The sequence below is a fragment of the Pseudoalteromonas sp. 4NS20-0020 genome (assembly GCF_057554385.1).
In genome coordinates, this window is the sequence record NZ_BAAJMI010000001.1 from 139,350 (window position 1) to 159,944 (window position 20,595).

At 36.0% G+C, this 20,595-nt stretch carries 17 protein-coding genes; all 17 read left to right on the forward strand.

The window, feature by feature from the left end; all coding sequences use genetic code 11:
• The first annotated feature begins 117 nt into the window (after window positions 1-117).
• The 17 genes from AC27JL_RS00555 to AC27JL_RS00635 all read left to right on the forward strand — a co-directional run bounded on the left by AC27JL_RS00555 (window position 118) and on the right by AC27JL_RS00635 (window position 20,547).
• The gene (locus tag AC27JL_RS00555; protein WP_487194543.1) at window positions 118-2,787 is read left to right on the forward strand and encodes an SLBB domain-containing protein; all 2,670 of its coding nucleotides are present in this window, start codon (window positions 118-120) and stop codon (window positions 2,785-2,787) included.
• A gap of 236 nt (window positions 2,788-3,023) precedes the next feature.
• Complete coding sequence (locus AC27JL_RS00560; RefSeq protein ID WP_487194544.1) at window positions 3,024-3,983, forward strand: Wzz/FepE/Etk N-terminal domain-containing protein; 960 nt, start codon at window positions 3,024-3,026, stop codon at window positions 3,981-3,983.
• A gap of 41 nt (window positions 3,984-4,024) precedes the next feature.
• On the forward strand, window positions 4,025-5,113 hold the full coding sequence (gene rfbB / locus AC27JL_RS00565) for a dTDP-glucose 4,6-dehydratase (RefSeq protein ID WP_475604688.1): 1,089 nt from the start codon (window positions 4,025-4,027) through the stop codon (window positions 5,111-5,113).
• A 1-nt stretch (window position 5,114) separates the two neighbouring features.
• Window positions 5,115-5,990, forward strand: a complete 876-nt coding sequence (rfbA, locus tag AC27JL_RS00570) for a glucose-1-phosphate thymidylyltransferase RfbA (RefSeq protein ID WP_487194545.1) — start codon at window positions 5,115-5,117, stop codon at window positions 5,988-5,990.
• A complete protein-coding gene (locus AC27JL_RS00575) occupies window positions 5,990-6,682 on the forward strand; it encodes a GNAT family N-acetyltransferase (RefSeq protein ID WP_487194546.1) in 693 nt (230 codons plus the stop codon). Before rfbA ends, AC27JL_RS00575 begins: the two co-directional genes overlap by 1 nt.
• A gap of 2 nt (window positions 6,683-6,684) precedes the next feature.
• Window positions 6,685-7,815, forward strand: coding sequence for a dTDP-4-amino-4,6-dideoxygalactose transaminase (gene rffA, locus AC27JL_RS00580; protein WP_487194547.1), 1,131 nt, complete (start codon window positions 6,685-6,687; stop codon window positions 7,813-7,815).
• Window positions 7,805-9,220 (forward strand): lipopolysaccharide biosynthesis protein, encoded by a 1,416-nt coding sequence (locus tag AC27JL_RS00585; protein ID WP_487194548.1) that lies wholly within the window; start codon window positions 7,805-7,807, stop codon window positions 9,218-9,220. The genes rffA and AC27JL_RS00585 overlap by 11 nt, the downstream gene beginning before the upstream one ends.
• Window positions 9,221-10,474 (forward strand): glycosyltransferase family 4 protein, encoded by a 1,254-nt coding sequence (locus tag AC27JL_RS00590; protein WP_487194549.1) that lies wholly within the window; start codon window positions 9,221-9,223, stop codon window positions 10,472-10,474.
• A gap of 252 nt (window positions 10,475-10,726) precedes the next feature.
• Window positions 10,727-11,623, forward strand: coding sequence for an ATP-grasp fold amidoligase family protein (locus AC27JL_RS00595; RefSeq protein ID WP_487194550.1), 897 nt, complete (start codon window positions 10,727-10,729; stop codon window positions 11,621-11,623).
• A gap of 4 nt (window positions 11,624-11,627) precedes the next feature.
• Window positions 11,628-12,728 carry a glycosyltransferase gene (locus tag AC27JL_RS00600; protein WP_487194551.1) on the forward strand — a complete coding sequence of 367 codons (1,101 nt, stop codon included), beginning with the start codon at window positions 11,628-11,630 and terminating at the stop codon, window positions 12,726-12,728.
• Window positions 12,718-13,725 (forward strand): EpsG family protein, encoded by a 1,008-nt coding sequence (locus tag AC27JL_RS00605; protein ID WP_487194552.1) that lies wholly within the window; start codon window positions 12,718-12,720, stop codon window positions 13,723-13,725. Before AC27JL_RS00600 ends, AC27JL_RS00605 begins: the two co-directional genes overlap by 11 nt.
• 22 nt (window positions 13,726-13,747) lie before the next feature.
• The gene (locus AC27JL_RS00610; protein WP_487194553.1) at window positions 13,748-14,869 is read left to right on the forward strand and encodes a glycosyltransferase; all 1,122 of its coding nucleotides are present in this window, start codon (window positions 13,748-13,750) and stop codon (window positions 14,867-14,869) included.
• A gap of 5 nt (window positions 14,870-14,874) precedes the next feature.
• Window positions 14,875-16,014, forward strand: coding sequence for a glycosyltransferase family 4 protein (locus AC27JL_RS00615; protein ID WP_487194554.1), 1,140 nt, complete (start codon window positions 14,875-14,877; stop codon window positions 16,012-16,014).
• On the forward strand, window positions 16,011-16,607 hold the full coding sequence (locus AC27JL_RS00620) for a sugar transferase (protein WP_475604700.1): 597 nt from the start codon (window positions 16,011-16,013) through the stop codon (window positions 16,605-16,607). Before AC27JL_RS00615 ends, AC27JL_RS00620 begins: the two co-directional genes overlap by 4 nt.
• Entirely contained in the window at window positions 16,600-17,241 is a 642-nt protein-coding gene (locus AC27JL_RS00625; RefSeq protein WP_475604701.1) for an acetyltransferase, read from the forward strand. Before AC27JL_RS00620 ends, AC27JL_RS00625 begins: the two co-directional genes overlap by 8 nt.
• Before the next feature lie 25 nt (window positions 17,242-17,266).
• Window positions 17,267-18,445 carry a DegT/DnrJ/EryC1/StrS family aminotransferase gene (locus tag AC27JL_RS00630; RefSeq protein ID WP_487194555.1) on the forward strand — a complete coding sequence of 393 codons (1,179 nt, stop codon included), beginning with the start codon at window positions 17,267-17,269 and terminating at the stop codon, window positions 18,443-18,445.
• 167 nt (window positions 18,446-18,612) lie between these two features.
• Complete coding sequence (locus AC27JL_RS00635; protein ID WP_487194556.1) at window positions 18,613-20,547, forward strand: polysaccharide biosynthesis protein; 1,935 nt, start codon at window positions 18,613-18,615, stop codon at window positions 20,545-20,547.
• Window positions 20,548-20,595 lie beyond the last annotated feature (48 nt).

Here is a 20,595-nt window from a genome sequence, read left to right on the forward strand (position 1 = left end):
ACCATTAAATTAGTGACATTTAAATGACAAAAGGGGCGAAAGTCCCTTTTTTATTTGCCTCAGATTAATGTATTATAGCCACCAATTTTGGTTGTAGACCTAGGGATATACCTACTCGTGAAAGTTTTTACACAATTATTAAGTGCTTTTGTTCTTTTATTTAGCATCAACGCAATGGCTTTTACGCCAACTGCGTCGCAGTTAGAACAATTTAAAAAACTACCTAAATCACAGCAAGAAGCCTTAGCTAAGCAGTATGGTGTTGACCTTTCTACAATCACAGGATCAAACCAATCAAGCAATCAAACACCAACCAGTCAGCCAACGATTGGCGATCGCAAAGAGCCACAGCAAGCAGAGCTCAGCGATGACGAGCGCTTTAATCCCAAAAAAGATGAATTAAAACCATTTGGTTATTCACTCTTTGCCGGTGAGCCGACCTCTTTTATGCCAAATGAAAGCGCAGCAGTTCCTGATACTTATTTAGTAGGCCCAGGTGATCAGTTAATCATTAACTTTTATGGTAAAGAAAGTGAAAGTTTTGATGTTAAAGTCGATCGTGAAGGCAGAATTAGCATTCCCGATTTAACACCAGTTCAAGTAGCCGGCTTAACTTTTGCAGAGGTTAAAGCGCTTATTAATGCAAAAGTAGAGCAAGAAGTTATAGGCGTAAAAGCGTTTGTATCGCTTGGGCAGTTACGTAGCATGCGTATTTTAGTATTAGGTGAAGCTTACAAACCGGGTAGCTATAGTGTTTCGTCTTTAACCACCGTATCGCATGCATTATTTGTAAGCGGTGGTGTATCTGACATTGCTTCTCTTCGTAATATTCAAGTTAAACGCGCTGGTAAAGTGATTAGTAACTTCGATTTATACGATTTACTGATCAACGGCGATAGCAGTAAAGATATAGTATTAAAACCTGGGGACGTTGTATTTGTACCTTCTGTTGGGTCACAAGTAACCGTTGAAGGCCTTGTAAAACGCCCAGCTATTTTTGAACTCAAACAAGGTGAAACGGCTAAACAACTTTTAAACATGGCCGGTGGATTAAAACCAGAGGCTTATGCTAAAAACGTGGTTGTTGAGCGTTTTAATAATCAGCGTAAAGAAATACTCTCTGTTGATTTTAGCAAAAGTAACATTAACTATATTCCGCAAGATGGCGACAGAGTTCGTTTTAATTCGGTAAGTTCACAATACCAAAATTCAATTAGCCTAATTGGTGCTGTTGCACGCCCAGGTAACTATCAGTGGTACCAAGGTAAACGTATTTCAGACGTACTTAAGTCTGTGCGTGGCGATTTACTCCCCCAAGCAGATTTAAGCTATGGTTTATTAATTCGTGAAACAAACATTAATGGTGACATAGAAGCGCACCAGTTTGACGTAGCGCAAGCGATTATTAAAAACGCTGACAATAATCTAGCGCTAAAAGCGAACGATAAAATCATTATATTTAGCCGCTTTGAAGAAAAAGAAATAGAAAAAACAGCGCTTGAAAACATGGCGCTAAGCCAAGAACAACAAGAGCAACAACTTAAAGCCGAGCAATGGTATGAGTTTAAACAAAAAGAGTTTGAGAAATACATTGGAATAAACCAAAAAGAAGAAATTATTACCGAAAGTGGGCAAGCCCTCACAATTGCAGATATTTCAAAACGTAAAGTTAACGAACAATCGCAAGAATTAAAAGCAGAAGACTATGCCTTTTTTAGTCGCCATAATTTACTTCTTCCTATTATCGAAAAGTTAAAACAGCAAGCATCAATAGCGCAAGCTATGCAGCTAGTTGAAATTAACGGTAACGTCACTTACCCAGGGATTTATCCTCTTACAGTGAGTGGCGAAGTAGCCGACTTAGTAACCGCAGCAGGTGGCTTATTAGAATCCGCTTATACTAAACAAGCTGAAATAACGCGCATTGTTTTAGGTGATGCCTCTCAGGTAGAACACGTACGATTTGATCTTGAAAGTGCACTAAAAGGTGAATCACAAAACAATATCACCCTTCGTAGTAAAGACAGCATTAATATTTTCTCGATTCCTAACTGGCAAGAAAACGTAAAAGTACAGTTAAAAGGTGAACTTAAGTTCCCTGGTACCTACACTATTCGCCGAGGCGAAACGCTTACTGATTTACTTAAACGTGCGGGTGGTTTTTCTGATTTTGCAGAACAAAACGCAGCAATATTTACCCGTGTTTCTATAAAAGAGCAAGAACAACAACAACTAGGGCGCTTATCAACTGAGCTACGCCGCGATATTGCTTCTAAAAGTTTCCAAAATTCAGTTAGCGGTAACTCTCTTTCATACGATGAGATGGATAAACTACTAAATGATTTAGCAAGTGTTGAAGCGGTAGGGCGTTTAGTTATTGATTTACCCTTAATAGTAAATAACCAACAAAACTTAGTTCTACAAAATGGCGACACGCTTTACGTACCAAGCAAACGTGATTCTATAAGTATTATTGGTGAAGTTAACTACTCTACATCGCACCTTTATAAAGCTGGCGTAAGTGTTGATGATTACATTGACCTAAGCGGCGGCCTTAAAGAGCGAGCTGCAGAAGACCGCATTTACATTATTAAAGCCAATGGTTCTGTTGAAATTCCAAATACAGGAGGCTGGTTCGCGGCTAATAATGCAAACCAGTTAGAGCCAGGCGATACAATAGTAGTCCCTATGGATGCTGGCCACATGGATAAGCTAACACTGTGGAGCACTGCGACGCAGATCCTTTATCAACTAGGTGTTGCTGTCGCAGCGATTGGTAGTTTGTAAAGTAGTCCATCAAGAAATGCAATCTGTAAAACTCTTGTTGCATTTTTTATAGGGCATTGATGGATATATAAATCGAAACTTGAATTTAAGCTTATTAAATACAAAGAGTACTCTTTTTTATTGAGTTAAGAATAATAGTTTTAATTTTTTCAATTATTTCAGCTAAAAGCTTAAGTTCAATGTTCTGCGGAAGGTTGTACGATATAACTCAGAAAGCTGGCTGATAAGAGAATTTCATGGGTAATAAAATTAAACAAAATAACATCGAGTTAAATTATTTAGAGCAAGATTTTGATGCAGAGGTAAATTTAAAGGAGTTGTTATCGGTACTTTGGAAGCGTAAGTTTATTATTGTCTTCACATCGATTGTATTTACTATCGTAGCCGTATTCTATGCATTGAGTTTACCTGATACCTATAAGTCTGAGGCATTATTAACAGTAGCAGAGCAAAAAGACTCTACAGGTTTGGGAGGATTATCAGGACAGTTTGGTGGTTTGGCTAGCTTGGCTGGAATTAATTTAGGTGCAGGCTCAGATAATAAAACACAACTAGCAATAGAAGTTTTAAAGTCACGTCAATTTACTAGCGAATTTATACAAAATCATAATATTCTACCTGATTTAATGGCAGTAAAGTCCTGGAATAGTAGTACTAATGATATTTCGTACAATGAAGATATCTATATAGCAGACCAAAAAAAGTGGATCCGTGAAATATCAGCACCTTTCAAGCCAAAGCCTTCAATGCAAGAAGCACATAGAGCGTTCAGCAAAGTCGTATCTATAAATACTCTTAAAGATACAGGTATGGTTACAATTTCGATTGAACATATATCCCCAGTAATTGCAAAGCAATGGGTAGACTGGTTAATCGAAGATATTAATTCAGTTATGAAAAAACGAGATGTAGCAGAAGCAAATCGAAGCACTGACTTTTTAGTAAAACAGCTAAATAAAACAAAAATTGCCGATATACGTTCAATTTTATATAAGCTGATAGAAGAGCAAGCAAAAACGATTATGTTCGCTAACGTTCGCGACGAGTACGTATTTAAAACAGTAGATCCAGCAGTTGTCGCTGAAGTTAAGTCAGGCCCCAAACGCGCTTTTATTTGTATATTTGCAGCAATTTTAGGGTTTATTTTGGCAACAATTAGTGTTTTGACTTTGTATTTTTTAAAAAAAGAAGACTGAAATAATCCGCTTTTAGCAGTAATTTTTTAAAGGTAATTAAATTGAAAATACTAGTGACTGGTGGCGCAGGGTTTATTGGCTCTGCTGTTATCCGACATATAATTGATAACACTCAAGATTTGGTTGTCAATCTTGATAAGCTAACTTATGCAGGTAATTTAGAATCACTAAAATCAGTTGATAGTAACGATCGCTATAAATTTGAACGCATTGATATTTGTGACCGTGTAGCCCTAGACCGTGTGTTTGCCCAGCACAAGCCAGATGCCGTAATGCACTTAGCTGCAGAAAGCCATGTTGACCGTTCAATCACTGGCCCTGCCGAATTTATACAAACTAATATTGTAGGAACTTATAACTTATTAGAGGCGGCTCGTGAATACTGGAATACATTAAATAACGATGCCAAAAAATCGTTTAGGTTTCATCATATCTCAACTGATGAAGTATATGGTGATTTACCTCACCCTGATGAACAAGAAGGTGGACTTCCATTATTTACAGAAGAAACATCTTACGCGCCAAGTAGTCCTTATTCTGCAAGTAAAGCATCGAGCGATCATTTAGTTCGAGCATGGCTGCGCACGTATGGTTTTCCAACGATCGTTACTAATTGCTCTAATAATTATGGCCCCTACCACTTTCCTGAAAAATTAATACCTTTAGTGATACTTAATGCCCTAGAAGGAAAGGACTTACCTATTTATGGTAAAGGTGACCAAATACGTGACTGGCTATACGTAGAAGACCATGCGCGTGCTTTATATAAAGTAGTGACCGAAGGTATTGTTGGAGAAACCTACAATATAGGCGGTCACAACGAAAAGCAAAATATTGAAGTGGTGAAAAGTATTTGCAGTATTTTAGATACTTTAGTGCCTAAAGATTCTCTATATTCAGAACAGATAACGTTCGTGGCAGACCGCCCGGGCCACGACAGGCGTTATGCTATTGACTCATCAAAAATGAGTGCAAAGCTAAATTGGACACCAGTTGAAACATTCGAAACAGGCTTACGTAAAACCGTTCAATGGTATTTAGACAATCAAACGTGGTGTCAAAATGTACAAGATGGTTCATATCAGCGTGAGCGTCTGGGTGAAATAAATATGACAGCTAAAGGAAAATAGCATGAAAGGAATTATCCTTGCCGGAGGCTCCGGTACACGCCTTTACCCTATTACTATGGGGGTATCTAAGCAGTTACTCCCAATTTATGATAAGCCAATGATTTACTATCCGCTTTCTGTGTTGATGTTAGCGGGAATACGTGAAATCTTAATTATTACTACACCTGAAGATCAAGAGTCATTTAAACGATTACTAGGTGATGGCTCACGCTTTGGTGTTGAGATTAGTTACACGATACAGCCAAGCCCAGATGGTTTGGCTCAAGCGTTTATTTTAGGTGAAGAGTTTATTGGCTCTGATGACGTTTGCTTATTGCTAGGCGATAATATTTTTTATGGGCAAGGTTTCACCCCAAAGCTTAAACAAGCTGTTAATAATGCAAAAAATGGTCAAGGGGCGACAGTATTTGGCTACCAAGTAAAAGACCCTGAGCGCTTTGGTGTCGTTGAATTTGATGAAAGTCAAAAAGCAGTTTCAATTGAAGAAAAACCTGCAAAACCAAAGTCTGATTTAGCGGTAACCGGTCTATATTTTTACGATAATTCAGTTGTAGAGATAGCAAAGCAAGTTAAGCCCTCGCATAGAGGTGAGCTAGAGATAACGTGCTTAAATGAAATTTATTTAAAGCAAAATAAGCTTAATGTTGAAATACTTGGTCGAGGCTTTGCTTGGTTAGATACAGGTACCCATGAAAGCTTACTTGAAGCGGCTCAATTTGTAGAAACAATAGAAAAGCGTCAAGGATATAAAATAGCTTGTTTAGAAGAGGTTGGTTTTAATAATGGCTGGCTTACAAAGCATAAAATGGAGGAATTGGCTGCTCCTATGCTGAAAAATAGCTATGGTAAATATTTAATGGATTTAATATCAAAGTAATGAGTAACTATTTTTCACAAAAAGAGTGGGATAGCCAGTTTTTCGAACGCAAAATATTTTCGTTAGAATTACCTACCCCTAAGCTAAAAAAACATGATTGGCCTACAAACTCACTTATAACTATAAAAGCTAGCTCTTCAGATTACCTGAGCTTAAATGCCATTAGTGAATATTGCTTTAGTTTTATTGAGGGTGAGTTGGTATTTAAAAAAAATGTCAGACCAAATATTGAAACTCCTTTAAGCTTTGAAAATCATATAGCAAATAATGACTCTATCGAAGAGCTTAAATGTATTGTTAGCAACTTGTATATTAACAGTCGTTTTCGAGAGCCTTGGTTTTCGGCACAGGAGCGAGACAGCTTTTACCAAAAATGGGTCGAGAATGCTGTTTTATCAAGGTTTGATGATTGCTGTCTAGTAATTAAAAATGATGATGCTATATCTGGCTTTGTAACCGTCAGAGTTCAAGAGGAAGAGGCAACTGTAGGGCTTATTGGTGTTGCTTCCCCCTGGCAAGGTCAAGGCTTAGGCAAAAAGCTACTCGAGCTTGTTGAAAGCTACTGCATTGCTAAAAAAGCTAAAGTAATTAAGGTTGCAACACAAACAAGTAATATTTCGGCTGCAAACTTATATTGCAAAAATGGTTTTGCTATTGCTGATATTTCGTATTGGTTCTACAAACAGGTTTGAAGATGATCCCTTTTAATGTGCCCCCTAAAACAGGCCTAGAGTTAAAATATATAGAGCAAGCGATTGCATCAGACAAGTTATGCGGCGATGGTTACTTCTCTAAAAAATGCGAAAAATGGTTTGAAGACAGCTTCAACACAACAAAAGCATTATTAACTCCCTCATGCACCGCATCGTTAGAGCTAGCTGCTATTCTGATTGATATTCAGCCTGGTGATGAAGTTATTATGCCCTCATACACATTTGTATCTACAGCGAATGCGTTTGTATTACGTGGTGCAAAAATTATATTTGTTGACGTACGTCCAGATACTATGAATATGGATGAAACACTCATTGAAGCTGCAATTACGACTAACACAAAAGCAATAGTGCCAGTACATTACGCAGGTGTAGCTTGTGAAATGGATACCATACTTGCTATCGCAGAAAAACATAATTTGTGGGTAGTAGAAGATGCAGCGCAAGGCGTAATGTCTACCTATAAAGGTAAAGCATTAGGAACTCTTGGGCATATAGGTTGCTATAGCTTTCATGAAACGAAAAACTACTCATCGGGTGGTGAAGGCGGTGCAATTTTAATTAATGATCCTAAGCTGATTGAACGAGCTGAGGTTATACGTGAGAAAGGAACAAATCGTAGCCAGTTCCTGCATGGTATTGTCGATAAGTATACGTGGCAAGATATAGGCTCAAGCTTTTTACCAAGCGAGTTACAAGCGGCCTATTTATACGCTCAACTTGAAGCAGCAGACACGATAAATAATTTCCGTTTATCAATATGGGAACATTATTACAATAAACTTAGCCTAAAACTAAAGGCTGAACAGCTGCCTCATATTCCGGATTCATTAACGCATAACGCGCATATGTTTTATATAAAATTGAGCTCAAATGAAGAGCGAAATAAATTTATTAGTTATATGAAAACGCAGGATATTACGACACCTTTTCATTATATCCCACTGCACTCAAGTCCTGCAGGAAAACAGTTTGGCGATTTTTCAGGCAGTGATACTTATACAACGCGACAGAGTTCAAGGCTAGTACGTTTACCGCTGTATTATGGAATGACTACAGAAAATCAAGACAAAGTAATAAAAGCGTGTTTGGACTTTTTTTTTGAAAGCTAAAACAATTTTACAATTTGCTCTAGGCCCAATTGGTGCTGCACTTCTTGGGTTTATAACCCTACCGTTTGTAGCTTGGTTTTTTACAGTTGAAGATGTCGGCCGTTTGACAATGCTGCAAGTGGTTTTAGGGTTAGCTGTATCTTTATTTAGTTTATCAATGCATCAAGCTTATGTTCGTGAATACCATGAGAAGGCTGATAAAGAAGCTTTATTAAAATTAAGTATTCTTCCTGGTTTAGCCCTAATTACTATTGTTGCATTGATAGCTTTATTACAGCCTTATTCTATTTCTAAATTATTATTTGGGATAGATTCAAATTCGCTAACGGTTTTATTATTTATGGGATTGTTAGCTAGTTTTTTTATTAACTTTTTAGCGCATGTAATTCGTATGCAAGAACGCGGTTTAGCATTTTCTATAACGCAGATTGCTCCTAAGTTATTCTTACTCATATTAATAAGCTTAATAATGCTTTTTGGCTTAAAAGCTGAATTTTATACACTTATGTCAATGAATACGTTAGCGATATCGTTTTCATTAATTATATTTTCTTGGTTAACAAAGGATTCGTGGATTGCAGCTCTTACGAAGCGAATTGACACCGTATTATTAAAGGGAATGCTAGCATTTAGCTTACCGCTAGTTGCCGGAGGTATTGCTTACTGGGGGGTGAGTACCATGGATAGGTTCTTTCTTAGAAGTTTAGCCGGTTTTGAGGAACTCGGTATTTATTCGTTGTCAGCAGCTCTAGCTGGGGTTATATCAGTTGTTACATCTATTTTTTCTAGTATATGGCACCCCCTTCTTTATCGTTGGGTAAAAGAGGGTTTAGAGAAAAGTAAAATCGAGTGTGTTGTTGAAAATATGGTGTTATTTGTTGTGCTGATTTGGTCTTTATTTGGTTTATTATCTTTTATTATTCCTCTATTTTTACCTCAGGAATACTCCGCTATAGAATATTTAATAGTAGCGTGCGTAGCTATGCCTTTATTTTACTTATTAAGCGAGGTGACAGGTGTCGGAATTGGCATAACCCGCAGAACTAACTTTTCTATGTTAGCGTCCTTTATAGCATTTGCAGTTAATGCAACTCTAAACTATTTACTAATACCTTATTACGGGGCTTCTGGCGCTGCATTGGCTTCAATAGTTGCATTCTTTACTTTTTTTACAGTAAAAACAGAGTCTAGTGCTTATTTATGGAATGCCATACCAAGAGTGAAAATTTATATTCTTATGATTGGTTATGTCGTTGCTACAAGTATTATGGTCATTACGAAAGCAAATGAACCGGCGCTAATGTGGATTTGGGTTTTACTCCTAATTTTAAGTTGTGTTTTATTTTCTAAAAGACTTGCAGAAACATATTGTTATTTAAAAAACTATTTAATGAAAAGGGTTTGAATGTTATTTATTTATGGTGCTTTACCAGTAGGTGGTATTGAAACGTTTTTTATGCGAATGGCTAAAGAACGTCATAGGTTGGGGTTGCATACAAGCATTCTTCTTTTGTCATTACCACATGAAAGTGACCCTGAATTATTAAACGAAATGAAAAAGTATGCAAACGTACTATTTCCTGATGATATATTTTTAAATTTTGGGAAATTCACACGCAGATTGCCTTTACTTGTGCCCATAAAAAAAAGGGCATTAGATCGCGCTTTAAAAAGTGTAGACCAAATACATGCAAGCGATGGAATGCATGCGCTATTGGGATACCGCTTATCAAATATGCTAAATAAAAACATAACTATTACGGTTGGCTTTTATCATTACATAAAATTTTTGTGGGGCGGTGATAATGTTGCTTGGCATGAGAAAGTTAATCGCAGATTTATATTTGATTTTTTACCCGAAGAATCCCTACTTCTTTTTTCGGAAGGCAATCGCCAATTGTATATAAAATACAAACGTAAAAAATTGACTGATGCAAATACTTTTAGATTGGGTGTTATCGATAAAAAAAATATTAAAGTTTCAGGTGAAATAAACTTACCAATAAAAATAGTAGCAATAGGGCGACTAGTTGATTTTAAAACATATAATTTTTATATGATTAAGGTCCTAAAAAATTTAAAAACAAAAGGGTTTAATGTTCAATTCGATATTTATGGTGATGGCCCTTTAAAAGCACAAATGGCCGATGAAATAAACAAAGCTGGATTGAGTGATTCTATTCATTTGAAAGGGACATTAGACTATCTAAAGTTTGATGAAACAGTGAGTAATTATAATTTATTCATAGGTAGTGGTACTGCTATAATCCAAGCCGCAGCATTAGGTTTGCCAAGTATTGTAGGTGTTGAAAATGTTATAGAGGCTGAAACATATGGGTATTTTAGCGATGTTAACCAATATGAATACAATCTAAAAGGATTGGATTTAGAAATGATATCGGTTGAGGCAATTATTGAAGATTATATCAATATGAATACTCAGCAAAGGAAAACCTTAATATCTAGTCATTTAGAGTGCATTGATAGTTTTACTAATGAGTCTTGTCAAAAATCAATGGATGAATTGAAGTATATAGCTATGCCAGCTAAAAAATTAAAATATAACCGCTGGATATATGAATTTTCAAGAATATTAGACAGAGTTAGCATGCGTTTTAATAAAAGGCATCCTTATTTAACTCGTTTTGAAGATTTTTGAAAAATCAAATAATAAAATTAAAAATTTGACTGTATTGGTATGCATGAGCGGTACTTTATATTGATGTGAAGTTTAAGTTTAAGTTTAAGTTTAAGTTTAAGTTTAAGTTTAAGTTTAAGTTTAAGTTTAAGTTTAAAGTTTTAGTTTTTTGTTTAAAAGATATATAAATTTTTAGTGGATTTAGAGGCGTGATTATAAATTTGCCCTATTTTAAGTAAAGAATAATGTAAAAATTAATTAAAGGTTTTTAGTGTGAGTTATATTAGAAATATCAGAAGCTATCTTTATAAAAATTCCAATTTTTTGCGTAGATGTTGGTTTTACATCAGTTTCTATAAAAAAAATGGGTATTTATTAACAGCTATAAACCCAAAAACATTTAATGAAAAAGTTCATATTAGAAAGAGTAACCCTTCTAATCCGCTATTTTCTGTATGTTCGGATAAGCTTGCTGTTAAAAAGTGGGTTGCTGAAAAAGGGTTCTCTGAAATAGTCATAGAAACTTATTACTCCGGTAGAAATATTGACTTTATTACTTTAAAAAGCCTTATCCTTGAAAAAGGCGATGTGCTACTCAAAGCAAATCATAACTCTGGGCCAGTTTACCTGTTAACAGAGTCTAGCAGCGATGAAGAGATTAAACTCGCCTGTGATGATGTTAATCAACAGTTAGAAGTTGATTATGGAAAACTGAAAAGTGAGCCATGGTATAGTGAAATATCACCATGCATATTAGTAGAAAAGCGATTATACCCTCACCTTGGTGAGTCCAGTTTAAGAGACTATAAGTTTCATGTTTTTAAGCAGTCTAATGGTGATGTGAAAACTATTTTACATATCGATTTTGACAGAGATGAAGCACATCATCGTTCTTTTTTTGATGAGAAGCTAAACTGGATTCCTATGACGAGTATATACCCGTCGATTATTACCAAAATAGAAAGGCCAAAAAACTTTGATACCATGCTAGAGCTTGCTAAAACTTTAGCTAAAGATTTCAGTTATGCCCGCGTTGATTTCTATAACATAGATGGAAAGATATATTTTGGTGAGCTTACTTTTGCTCACGAATCGGGAGATGCAGGTTTTAACTCTTATGCTTATGATAAGTGGTTAGGTGACTTATGGCAGCAAGATCCTAGGACTTAATGTTATGAAAGAAAATAAAGTAACATTGTTTGTTAGCTCCCTTGCTGGCGGTGGTGCTGAAGGTGTATGTGTAACTATTGCAAGTGGCTTAGCTGAAGCAGGTTGGGATGTAACGCTTGTAATACTTACATTGAAAGATGCTGCTTATCAGACTCGATTAAGTAAAAAGGTCAACTTAGTTGTATTAGATTTACCAAATGCACGTAGTTCTATTTTGCCTATATACAATTATCTAAAAATACATAAACCAGCTAAGGTAGTTGTTTTTAATTATGAACTTAGCCTTATATTGTTATTGATCAAGCTGTTTATGAGGATTAATGTAAAAATTATAAGTAGGAATATAAACTCCCTTTCTGAAAATTCAAAAAGTGTTAAAAGAAGCTTTCGTACTTCTGTGTTCTCTTTCTTACTCATGAAAGTTTACAAAAAATCTGATCATATTGTTAATCAGTGTGAAGGCATGAGAACTGATTTGTTATCAGTGTTTCCAAAATTGAAAAATAAAACAAGTGTTATATATAATCCCGTAAACACAATAGTCGAAAATGAAGCTGTTAATATAAAGCCAAACGAAGTGTTTAAAGGCGATTATATTTTATGTGTGGGTAGGCTCGAAGATCAAAAAGCATTTCATTTTGCGATTCAGGCTTTTTCTGTCGTATCAAAAAATCACCCTAGTTTAAGGCTTAAAATAGTTGGTCAAGGTAGTTTAGAGCAGAAATTAAAGAAACTTGTTACTGACTTTAATTTGAGTGAAAAAGTCGATTTTGAAGGCTTTCAGAATAACGTAATCCCTTATTATTTACATGCTAAGTTAACACTACTAACCTCTTTGTACGAAGGCTTCCCCAACACTTTAGTTGAGTCTATTTCCCTAGGCACACCTGTCGTTGCATTTAATTGTAAAAGTGGTCCAAGCGAAATAATAAAACAAGGCAATAATGGCTATCTGGTTGAGTATCAAAATATAACTAGCCTGGAGGATTATTTAGATAAAGCGCTTACGTCTCCTTTGAATGGCGATAACGTTTTAAAATCATCAGAGGTATATAAAGTTAAAAATATAATCCAAAGTTGGGAAGCTTTGTTAAATGAGTTCTAATATCAAAAAATATAATTTTTATGATCGCTCTTTTAGGAAAAATCCAGAATCGTATAAATTACTCAGTTTTTTTATAGCATTATTTTTTTGTGTATTTTTAACAGCGTTACCTGTAGATGGGTTGGTTGATAGAGCAAGCTATTTACTATATCCAGAAAGCTCTCCAATATTATTAGTCAAAAATATTTCATCAGGTGTGTTACCGCTACTAGTCAATGAGCCTCTGTGGTTGGTTATTAACTCACTACTTTCGTTTGTCATTTCGCCAGAAAATATTATAAGAGCAATAATTGCATTTTCTACATTTACTACATTTTACTTGGTTCTAAAAAACACCAATAGAAAGTATTTTTATATGGTGATGCTATTTTTATTGTTACCTTTGGTTCTAAAAAATAACTTAATTCATTTACGACAAGGTTTTGGGGTAGCAATCTTTTTAATTGGGTGGTTTAGCGCTTCAAAGAAAGTAAAGTATTTTTTTTATGTCTGTGCTGCACTCATACACTCATCATTCATAATCATCTCATTAGGTCTTTTGGGTGTTGGCTTTTTAATGCACTTAAAGCTTTCTCACGGGATCAGAAGTATACTTTATGTATTTGTTGGGGTCGTAGTTGGAGTTATGGGGCTTTACTTAGCACAGTTTATTGGTGCGAGGCAGGGAGCAGAGTATAGTAACGGAGCATCGCAAAGCGCAAGTGGATTAGGCTTTATTTATTGGAGCTTTGTTTTCATGTTATTTGTTATGCAAGGCAAAGTCTTTTTAAGATACAACACACAAATAATATTCTTTCTAATTTTATACCTTTCAACTTATTTTTTATTACCTGTTACAGCAAGAATATTTGAAAGTGTTGTATTGCTAGTGTTATTAGCTTCTCTTCGTTTTAAAGTAAAATACAAGCGTATTTTTCAATTGGTTTTCTGTTTATATTTCTTTTTGGTGTGGAGTCTACATTTCAGGCTTGAGGGTTTAGGCTGGTTTGTTAGCTGATTATTGTTTAAAGGTATTTTAATTGAAAGTATTACACATTATTACAGGGTTAGCTGACGGTGGTGCAGAGGCTGTTTTATATCGCTTATGTACAACCGATACAAAAAATACCCATACGGTTATTTCATTAATGGGCTTATCAAAATATGGTCCGTTATTGCAGCAACAAGGTGTTACTGCGTATTCATTAGATATGCCATTAGGGCGTTTTACATTTAGCGGCCTATTAAAGTTATATAAACTGATTAAAAGTATTGAACCAGATGCAGTACAAACATGGATGTATCATGCTGACCTCATAGGTGGGCTAGTGGCTCGTAGTGCGGGTATAAAAAATATAACATGGGGGCTGCATCAATCAGACTTAACCCCAGGTGCTGCTAAAAAGTCCACGATATTAGTTGCGAAGTTATGCGGGTATTTAAGTTACTTCGTACCTAAAAAAATTATTTGTTGTGCCGATAAAGCTGCAGAAGCTAATAAAGGAATTGGCTATTGTGAAGCAAAGCTTAATGTGGTTTACAATGGTTATGATCTTAATGCTTTTAAAGCTGACAATAGTGCTAAAGAACTAATTAAAAAAGAGTTTAGTATTTCAAATAGCACTGTTTTTATAGGAATGGTGAGTCGTTTTCATCCATTCAAAGATCACGAAAATTTAATAAAAGCTTTAGGCCTAGTAAAGCAACAAAAAATTAATTTTTCATGTTTATTAGTTGGTTTAGATATGTGTGACAGCAACCAACAACTAATGGTGTGGTTACAACAAAATAACGTACTCGACAATGTTATTTTGGCAGGCAAAAGAAGTGACATACCACACATAATGAACGGGCTTGACATACACCTCTTATCAAGTTCAAGCGAAGCATTCCCAAATGTATTAAATGAGGCTATGGCGTGTGGTACTCCATGCGTAACCACAGATGTTGGAGATGCTGTACATATTGTTGGTGACACTGGATGGGTGGCTAAACCGCAAAACTCTCAAGATTTAGCAAGTAAAATAGTTGAAGCTATAAATATGAAAGCCCATTCAAAAGGTGCTTGGGAAACAAGGCAGCTCGAAGCGCGAGAGCGAATAGAAAATAACTTCAAGATAGAAACCATGGTAAGTAAATATAATGAGATCTGGAACTCTTAAGCCTTATGAAAAAAAAGACATTATTTATAGTCACGACTGTACCTGAAACTCTAGACACTATTTTAAAAAACCAGCCTAAATTTTTAAATAATACATTTGATGTATCTGTTGTAAGCTCTCCTGCAACTGCTTTAAAGCGAGTAGCTAAGAATGAGGGGGTTTCAGTACATCCAGTGCTAATGAGCCGAGGCATAAATGTATTTAGAGACTTTATTTCATTATTTTTTATGATCAAATTATTTCTAATTCACAAACCAGATATAGTGCATTCGTATACCCCAAAAGCAGGATTGATCGCCATGCTAGCTGCAAGACTATGTTTTGTAAAAATTAAAATACATACGTTTACCGGTCTTATTTTTCCGACTCAAACTGGTTTTAAAAAAAGCTTATTAATTTTTATAGATAGAATTATATGTAAATCAGCTACTCACATAGTACCAGAAGGAGAAGGAGTTAAGCGCGATCTATTAAGTTATAAAATCACATCAAAACAGCTAAAATTAATTGGCAATGGCAATATAGCAGGCATTGATATTGAATATTTTAATATAAATAACAATAGCATCAATACTAATCTAAAAAGTGAATTATCTATTCCTGTTGAACACTTTGTTTTTACATTTGTAGGGCGCTTAAATATAGATAAAGGAATAAAAGAGCTTGTTAACGCTTTTTTATTGCAAACAGAAAAAAATCACTTGCTACTAGTTGGTGATATTGATGATACAGCACCTATACAGCCTGATATTATGGCTATAATTAAAAACCATTCAAGAATTCATATGCTAGGGTTTCATTCAGATATTCGTCCGGCACTTATAGCTAGTGATGTATTGGTTCTTTCAAGCTATCGAGAAGGTTTTCCTAATGTCGTATTACAGGCCGGTGCAATGTCATTGCCAGTTATTGCAACAAATATTAATGGTTGTAATGAGATAATAACTCCTGATTTTAATGGGTGGTTAGTTGAGCCTAGAAATGAAGATAGCTTAGCTAAAGCAATGCAAAATGCTATTAATACCTCTACACCCTCATTAAGTCTGATGGCTTGTAATGCAAGAACAAGAATTGTTGAAAGATTCGAAAGAAATACCTATTTAAAAACGCTAGAAAACTTTTATGAACAGTTGGTTAAATCATGAAACGCTTATTTGATTTTATAGTGGCATTGAGTGCCTTTGTTATGTTGCTACCCATTATTATTATTGTAGGTATATTAATTCGCACTAAATTGGGCTCACCCATTTTATTTACACAAGACCGCCCTGGTTTAAACGGTAAAGTATTTAAAATGATGAAGTTTAGAACCATGCTTGATGGTAAAGATAAGCATGGTAACTTATTACCAGATGATGAGCGGATGACACCGTTTGGTGCTTTTTTACGTTCGACTAGTTTAGATGAACTCCCCGGTTTATTTAATGTATTAAAAGGCGACATGAGCTTAGTAGGGCCAAGGCCTCTACTCGTGCAATACTTACCGCTATATAGTAACGAGCAAGCACGCCGCCATAATGTACGCCCAGGTATCACTGGTTGGGCACAAGTAAATGGGCGCAATGCAATTAGCTGGGATGAAAAGTTCAAGCTTGATGTTTGGTACGTAGACAACCAAAGTTTTTGGTTAGATATTAAAATATTACTGTTAACGGTAAAAAAAGTATTTGTGCGTGAAGGTATAAGTGCTGATGGACACGTAACTATTGAGCCTTTTAAAGGTTCTAACAATGACTAAACTTGCTTTAAAAACGCTGGCTATTATAGGGGCTAGTGGCCACGGTAAAGTAATAGCTGATATTGCGGAGCAACTAGGCTTTAGTGTTAGTTTTTATGATGATGCATTTCCTGATAAAAAAAATATAGAGCATTGGCCTGTTATAGGTACATTTTCAGACCTGCTTAATGTACCAAATAACCAGGTAAGCGTGGCTGTTGCTATAGGCCACAACATTACCCGAAAAGTAAAAATAGAAACGTTAGTCCAAAAAGGCTACATGCTTCCTGTGCTTATTCACCCAACTGCTGTTATAAGTAAATATGCTCAAATAGATTTAGGGTCTGTCATAGCAGCTAACGCTGTTATTAACGCCTTTTCAGTAGTAGGCCGTGGCTGTATAATTAATACTTCAGCCATAATTGAGCATGATTGTAAAATAGGTGACTTTACGCATATCTGTCCAGGCACATCGTTAGCAGGAGGTGTCAATGTTGGTCAAGCTAGTTGGGTAGGTCTTGGTAGTAAAGTAAAACAACTCATTCATATTGGTGATAATACATTAATTGGTGCAGGTAGTTTGGCTGTCAAAGATATCCCATCGGGTGTAATTGCTTACGGGTCCCCTTGCATTAAAGTCTCAGAAAATACTTAAGCCTTTTAAATTTTATAGGAATTCAATGTTAAATACCCCATTTTCCCCATGGCCTAGCTTTACACAAGAAGAAGCCGATGCAGTTAGCCGTGTTATTTTATCTAATAAGGTGAACTATTGGACGGGCACTGAAGGGCGTGAATTTGAAAAAGAATTTGCAACATGGGCTGATAGTGAATATGCCATAGCCTTGGGAAATGGCACACTAGCACTCGACATTGCTTTAAAAGCATTAAACATAGGCGTTGGTGATGAAGTAATAACTACGCCACGCACTTTTTTAGCGTCTGCTTCAAGTATTGTTACATCTGGCGCCGCTCCTGTTTTTGCTGATGTTGACTTAAATAGCCAGGCTATTACTACCGAATCTATAAAAGCAGTATTAACGCCAAAAACTAAAGCAGTAATTGTTGTTCATTTAGCGGGTATGCCAGCCGAAATGGACGAAATAATGGCGCTCAGCAAAGAATATGGTTTTTATGTAATTGAAGACTGTGCACAAGCGCATGGCGCTAAGTACAAAGGCCGCTCTGTAGGAAGTATAGGTCACATAGGCGCATGGAGCTTTTGCCAAGATAAAATTATGACCACCGGCGGTGAGGGCGGCATGGTAACGACTAACTCTAAAGAGTTGTGGTCAACTATGTGGAGTTATAAAGACCACGGTAAAAGCTTTGATGCTATTTATAACAGAGAGCACCCTCCCGGTTTTAGGTGGTTACATGAGAGTTTTGGCACTAATTGGCGAATGACAGAAATGCAAGCTACTATTGGCCGTATACAATTAAAACGAATGGATGATTGGACTGCAAAACGCCAAGTACATGCTGCACAGTTAGACAAAGCGGTCAGAAATTTTGATTGTGTAAGGTTGGTTAACATTCCAAAGTACATACAGCACGCTGAATATAAGCATTATATGTTTATAAAACCTGAGTATTTAGCTGATGGCTGGAATCGCGATCGTATAGTAAACGAAATTGTGAAATGTGGTGTACCCTGCTTTCAGGGGAGTTGTTCAGAGGTTTACCTTGAAAAAGCATTTGATAATACCCCATGGAGACCTAAAAAACGCTTACCTCATGCTGTAGAGTTAGGTGATACTTCAATAATGTTCTTGGTGCACCCTACATTAACCGAAAGTGATATGGAAAAAACAATAAAAGTAGTTAAAGAGGTATTTGCCTCTGCTTCCTTAAAGTAAAATACACAAAGCAATAACGTTTACTTACAAAAAATAACCAAATACATAAAGACTATATAAAATATTACATATAGTCTTTATTTATTAAGTGCAATGGTTGTTCATCTTGTAGTAAAATTGTAGCCAATAGAATAGCAACAAGATTGCTGACTTCAGGGAAATGTATTGTGTTTTTAAAGTTTTTAGTTAGTTTACCGCGCCCCCAAAAAAGAATTATTTCTCTCCTTATCGACAGCGTATTTATAATAGTAGCTTTTTGGCTTTCTTTTTTGCTTAGGCTTGATAGTACAGTTGTTTTAAAAAATACACATACATGGTTATTACTAGTCTCGCTACTACCACTGAGTTTATTTAGTTTTGTAAAGCTAGGATTATACAGAGCTGTATTACGTTATTTGAATACACAAGCTATGTGGGCTATTGCGGCTGGCGTCGTGCTATCTACATTCTATTTAACTGTTTTGTCATTCTTTTTAAGTGCCGCTGTACCACGTACAGTGCCATTTATATACGCTAGTTTTTGCATTTTATTTGTTGGTGGGTCAAGGTTAACAGTGCGTGCCATTGTAGGGCAAATCACTATGCGCCGCAAAGAAGGTGTAATTATATATGGAGCAGGTTCAGCAGGTCGGCAATTAGCTACTGCGCTTGCTAGTGGGCCAGAATACTCACCTGTTGCATTTATTGATGATGACGCTAAAAAACATCTATCTGTAATTCAGGGGCTATGTGTTTACTCACCTACACAAATAGCTGAAGTTGCACAGCAAAAATCAGCTAATAAAATTTTACTTGCTCTACCAAGCACTTCAAGAAGCCGCCGTAAAGAAGTTTTAAATTCAATCGAGAAATTTAAACTACAAGTTATGACCATACCTGGAATGGCCGATATAGTGTCGGGCACTACAAGCGTTGATGCAATTAAGGATGTAGAAATTGATGACCTACTTGGAAGAGAGTCAGTTAAACCAAGACAAGATTTAATGTCATCAAATATTACCAATAAAGCCGTTATGGTTACTGGTGCAGGTGGCTCAATAGGGTCAGAGCTGTGTAGGCAAATAATAAAAAATAATCCAGCAAAAATTGTTTTATTTGAGCTTTCTGAGTTTGCTTTATACGCTATTGAAAAAGAGCTTTCAGAATATTGCGTTGCCAACAACCTAAATATTGAAGTGTTACCTATACTCGGCTCTATACAAAATAAAAAGCTTGTTGAATCTACATTTTCTACATTTAGTATTCAAACTGTATACCACGCAGCAGCTTATAAGCATGTTCCACTGGTAGAGCATAATGTAGTTGAAGGTGTTCGCAACAATGTTTACGGAACCTATAACGTAGCAACCGCAGCCATTTTTACCAATGTAGAAACATTTGTTTTAGTGTCTACCGATAAGGCTGTTCGCCCAACAAATATAATGGGAACAACTAAGCGTATGGCCGAACTTGTTTTACAAGGCCTTTCAGAGGTACAAGACACCACGCGCTTTACCATGGTTCGATTTGGTAACGTTTTAGGATCATCGGGTTCGGTTGTGCCGCTTTTTAGAAAACAAATAAAAGCAGGTGGCCCAATAACATTAACCCATCAAGACATAACTCGATACTTTATGACCATACCAGAGGCTGCTCAGCTTGTTATCCAAGCGGGTGCAATGGGTGTCGGTGGTGATGTGTTTGTGCTTGATATGGGGGAGCCTGTAAAAATTAAAGACCTTGCAACAAAAATGGTGCACTTGTCAGGGCTTGAAGTTAAGCATGAAAAACGACCAAATGGCGATATAGAAATTAAATGTACTGGTTTGCGCCCAGGTGAAAAGTTATACGAAGAGTTGTTAATTGGCGATAACGTTACTGGTACAGATCACCCAAGAATATTAAGTGCCCATGAAATAAAAATGCCATGGACTGAATTAGATACCTTTTTAGCGAACCTAAAAATTGCATGTGACGAATCTGACCATCCTCAAATTCGTAAGCTACTTTTACAAGCACCCACAGCGTTTTCACCTACGGATGGTATTTGCGATCTTAACTGGAAAGAAAAACAAACTAGCCAATCAAATGTAACCGTTTTGCCTAACATAAGTAGTTCTTGAGTAGCTTTATTAAGACGATTGTTGGTGTTTTAGGTCTAGTAATTCGCG

Excerpts from the sequence above, each read along its gene's own strand:
- AC27JL_RS00560 (WP_487194544.1), top strand. The coding sequence starts at position 3,024 with ATGGGTAATAAAATTAAACAAAATAACATCGAGTTAAATTATTTAGAG.
- rfbA (WP_487194545.1), top strand. The coding sequence starts at position 5,115 with ATGAAAGGAATTATCCTTGCCGGAGGCTCCGGTACACGCCTTTACCCT.
- AC27JL_RS00575 (WP_487194546.1), top strand. The coding sequence starts at position 5,990 with ATGAGTAACTATTTTTCACAAAAAGAGTGGGATAGCCAGTTTTTCGAA.
- rffA (WP_487194547.1), top strand. The coding sequence starts at position 6,685 with ATGATCCCTTTTAATGTGCCCCCTAAAACAGGCCTAGAGTTAAAATAT.
- AC27JL_RS00590 (WP_487194549.1), top strand. The coding sequence starts at position 9,221 with ATGTTATTTATTTATGGTGCTTTACCAGTAGGTGGTATTGAAACGTTT.
- AC27JL_RS00600 (WP_487194551.1), top strand. The coding sequence starts at position 11,628 with ATGAAAGAAAATAAAGTAACATTGTTTGTTAGCTCCCTTGCTGGCGGT.
- AC27JL_RS00605 (WP_487194552.1), top strand. The coding sequence starts at position 12,718 with ATGAGTTCTAATATCAAAAAATATAATTTTTATGATCGCTCTTTTAGG.
- AC27JL_RS00615 (WP_487194554.1), top strand. The coding sequence starts at position 14,875 with ATGAAAAAAAAGACATTATTTATAGTCACGACTGTACCTGAAACTCTA.
- AC27JL_RS00620 (WP_475604700.1), top strand. The coding sequence starts at position 16,011 with ATGAAACGCTTATTTGATTTTATAGTGGCATTGAGTGCCTTTGTTATG.
- AC27JL_RS00625 (WP_475604701.1), top strand. The coding sequence starts at position 16,600 with ATGACTAAACTTGCTTTAAAAACGCTGGCTATTATAGGGGCTAGTGGC.
- AC27JL_RS00630 (WP_487194555.1), top strand. The coding sequence starts at position 17,267 with ATGTTAAATACCCCATTTTCCCCATGGCCTAGCTTTACACAAGAAGAA.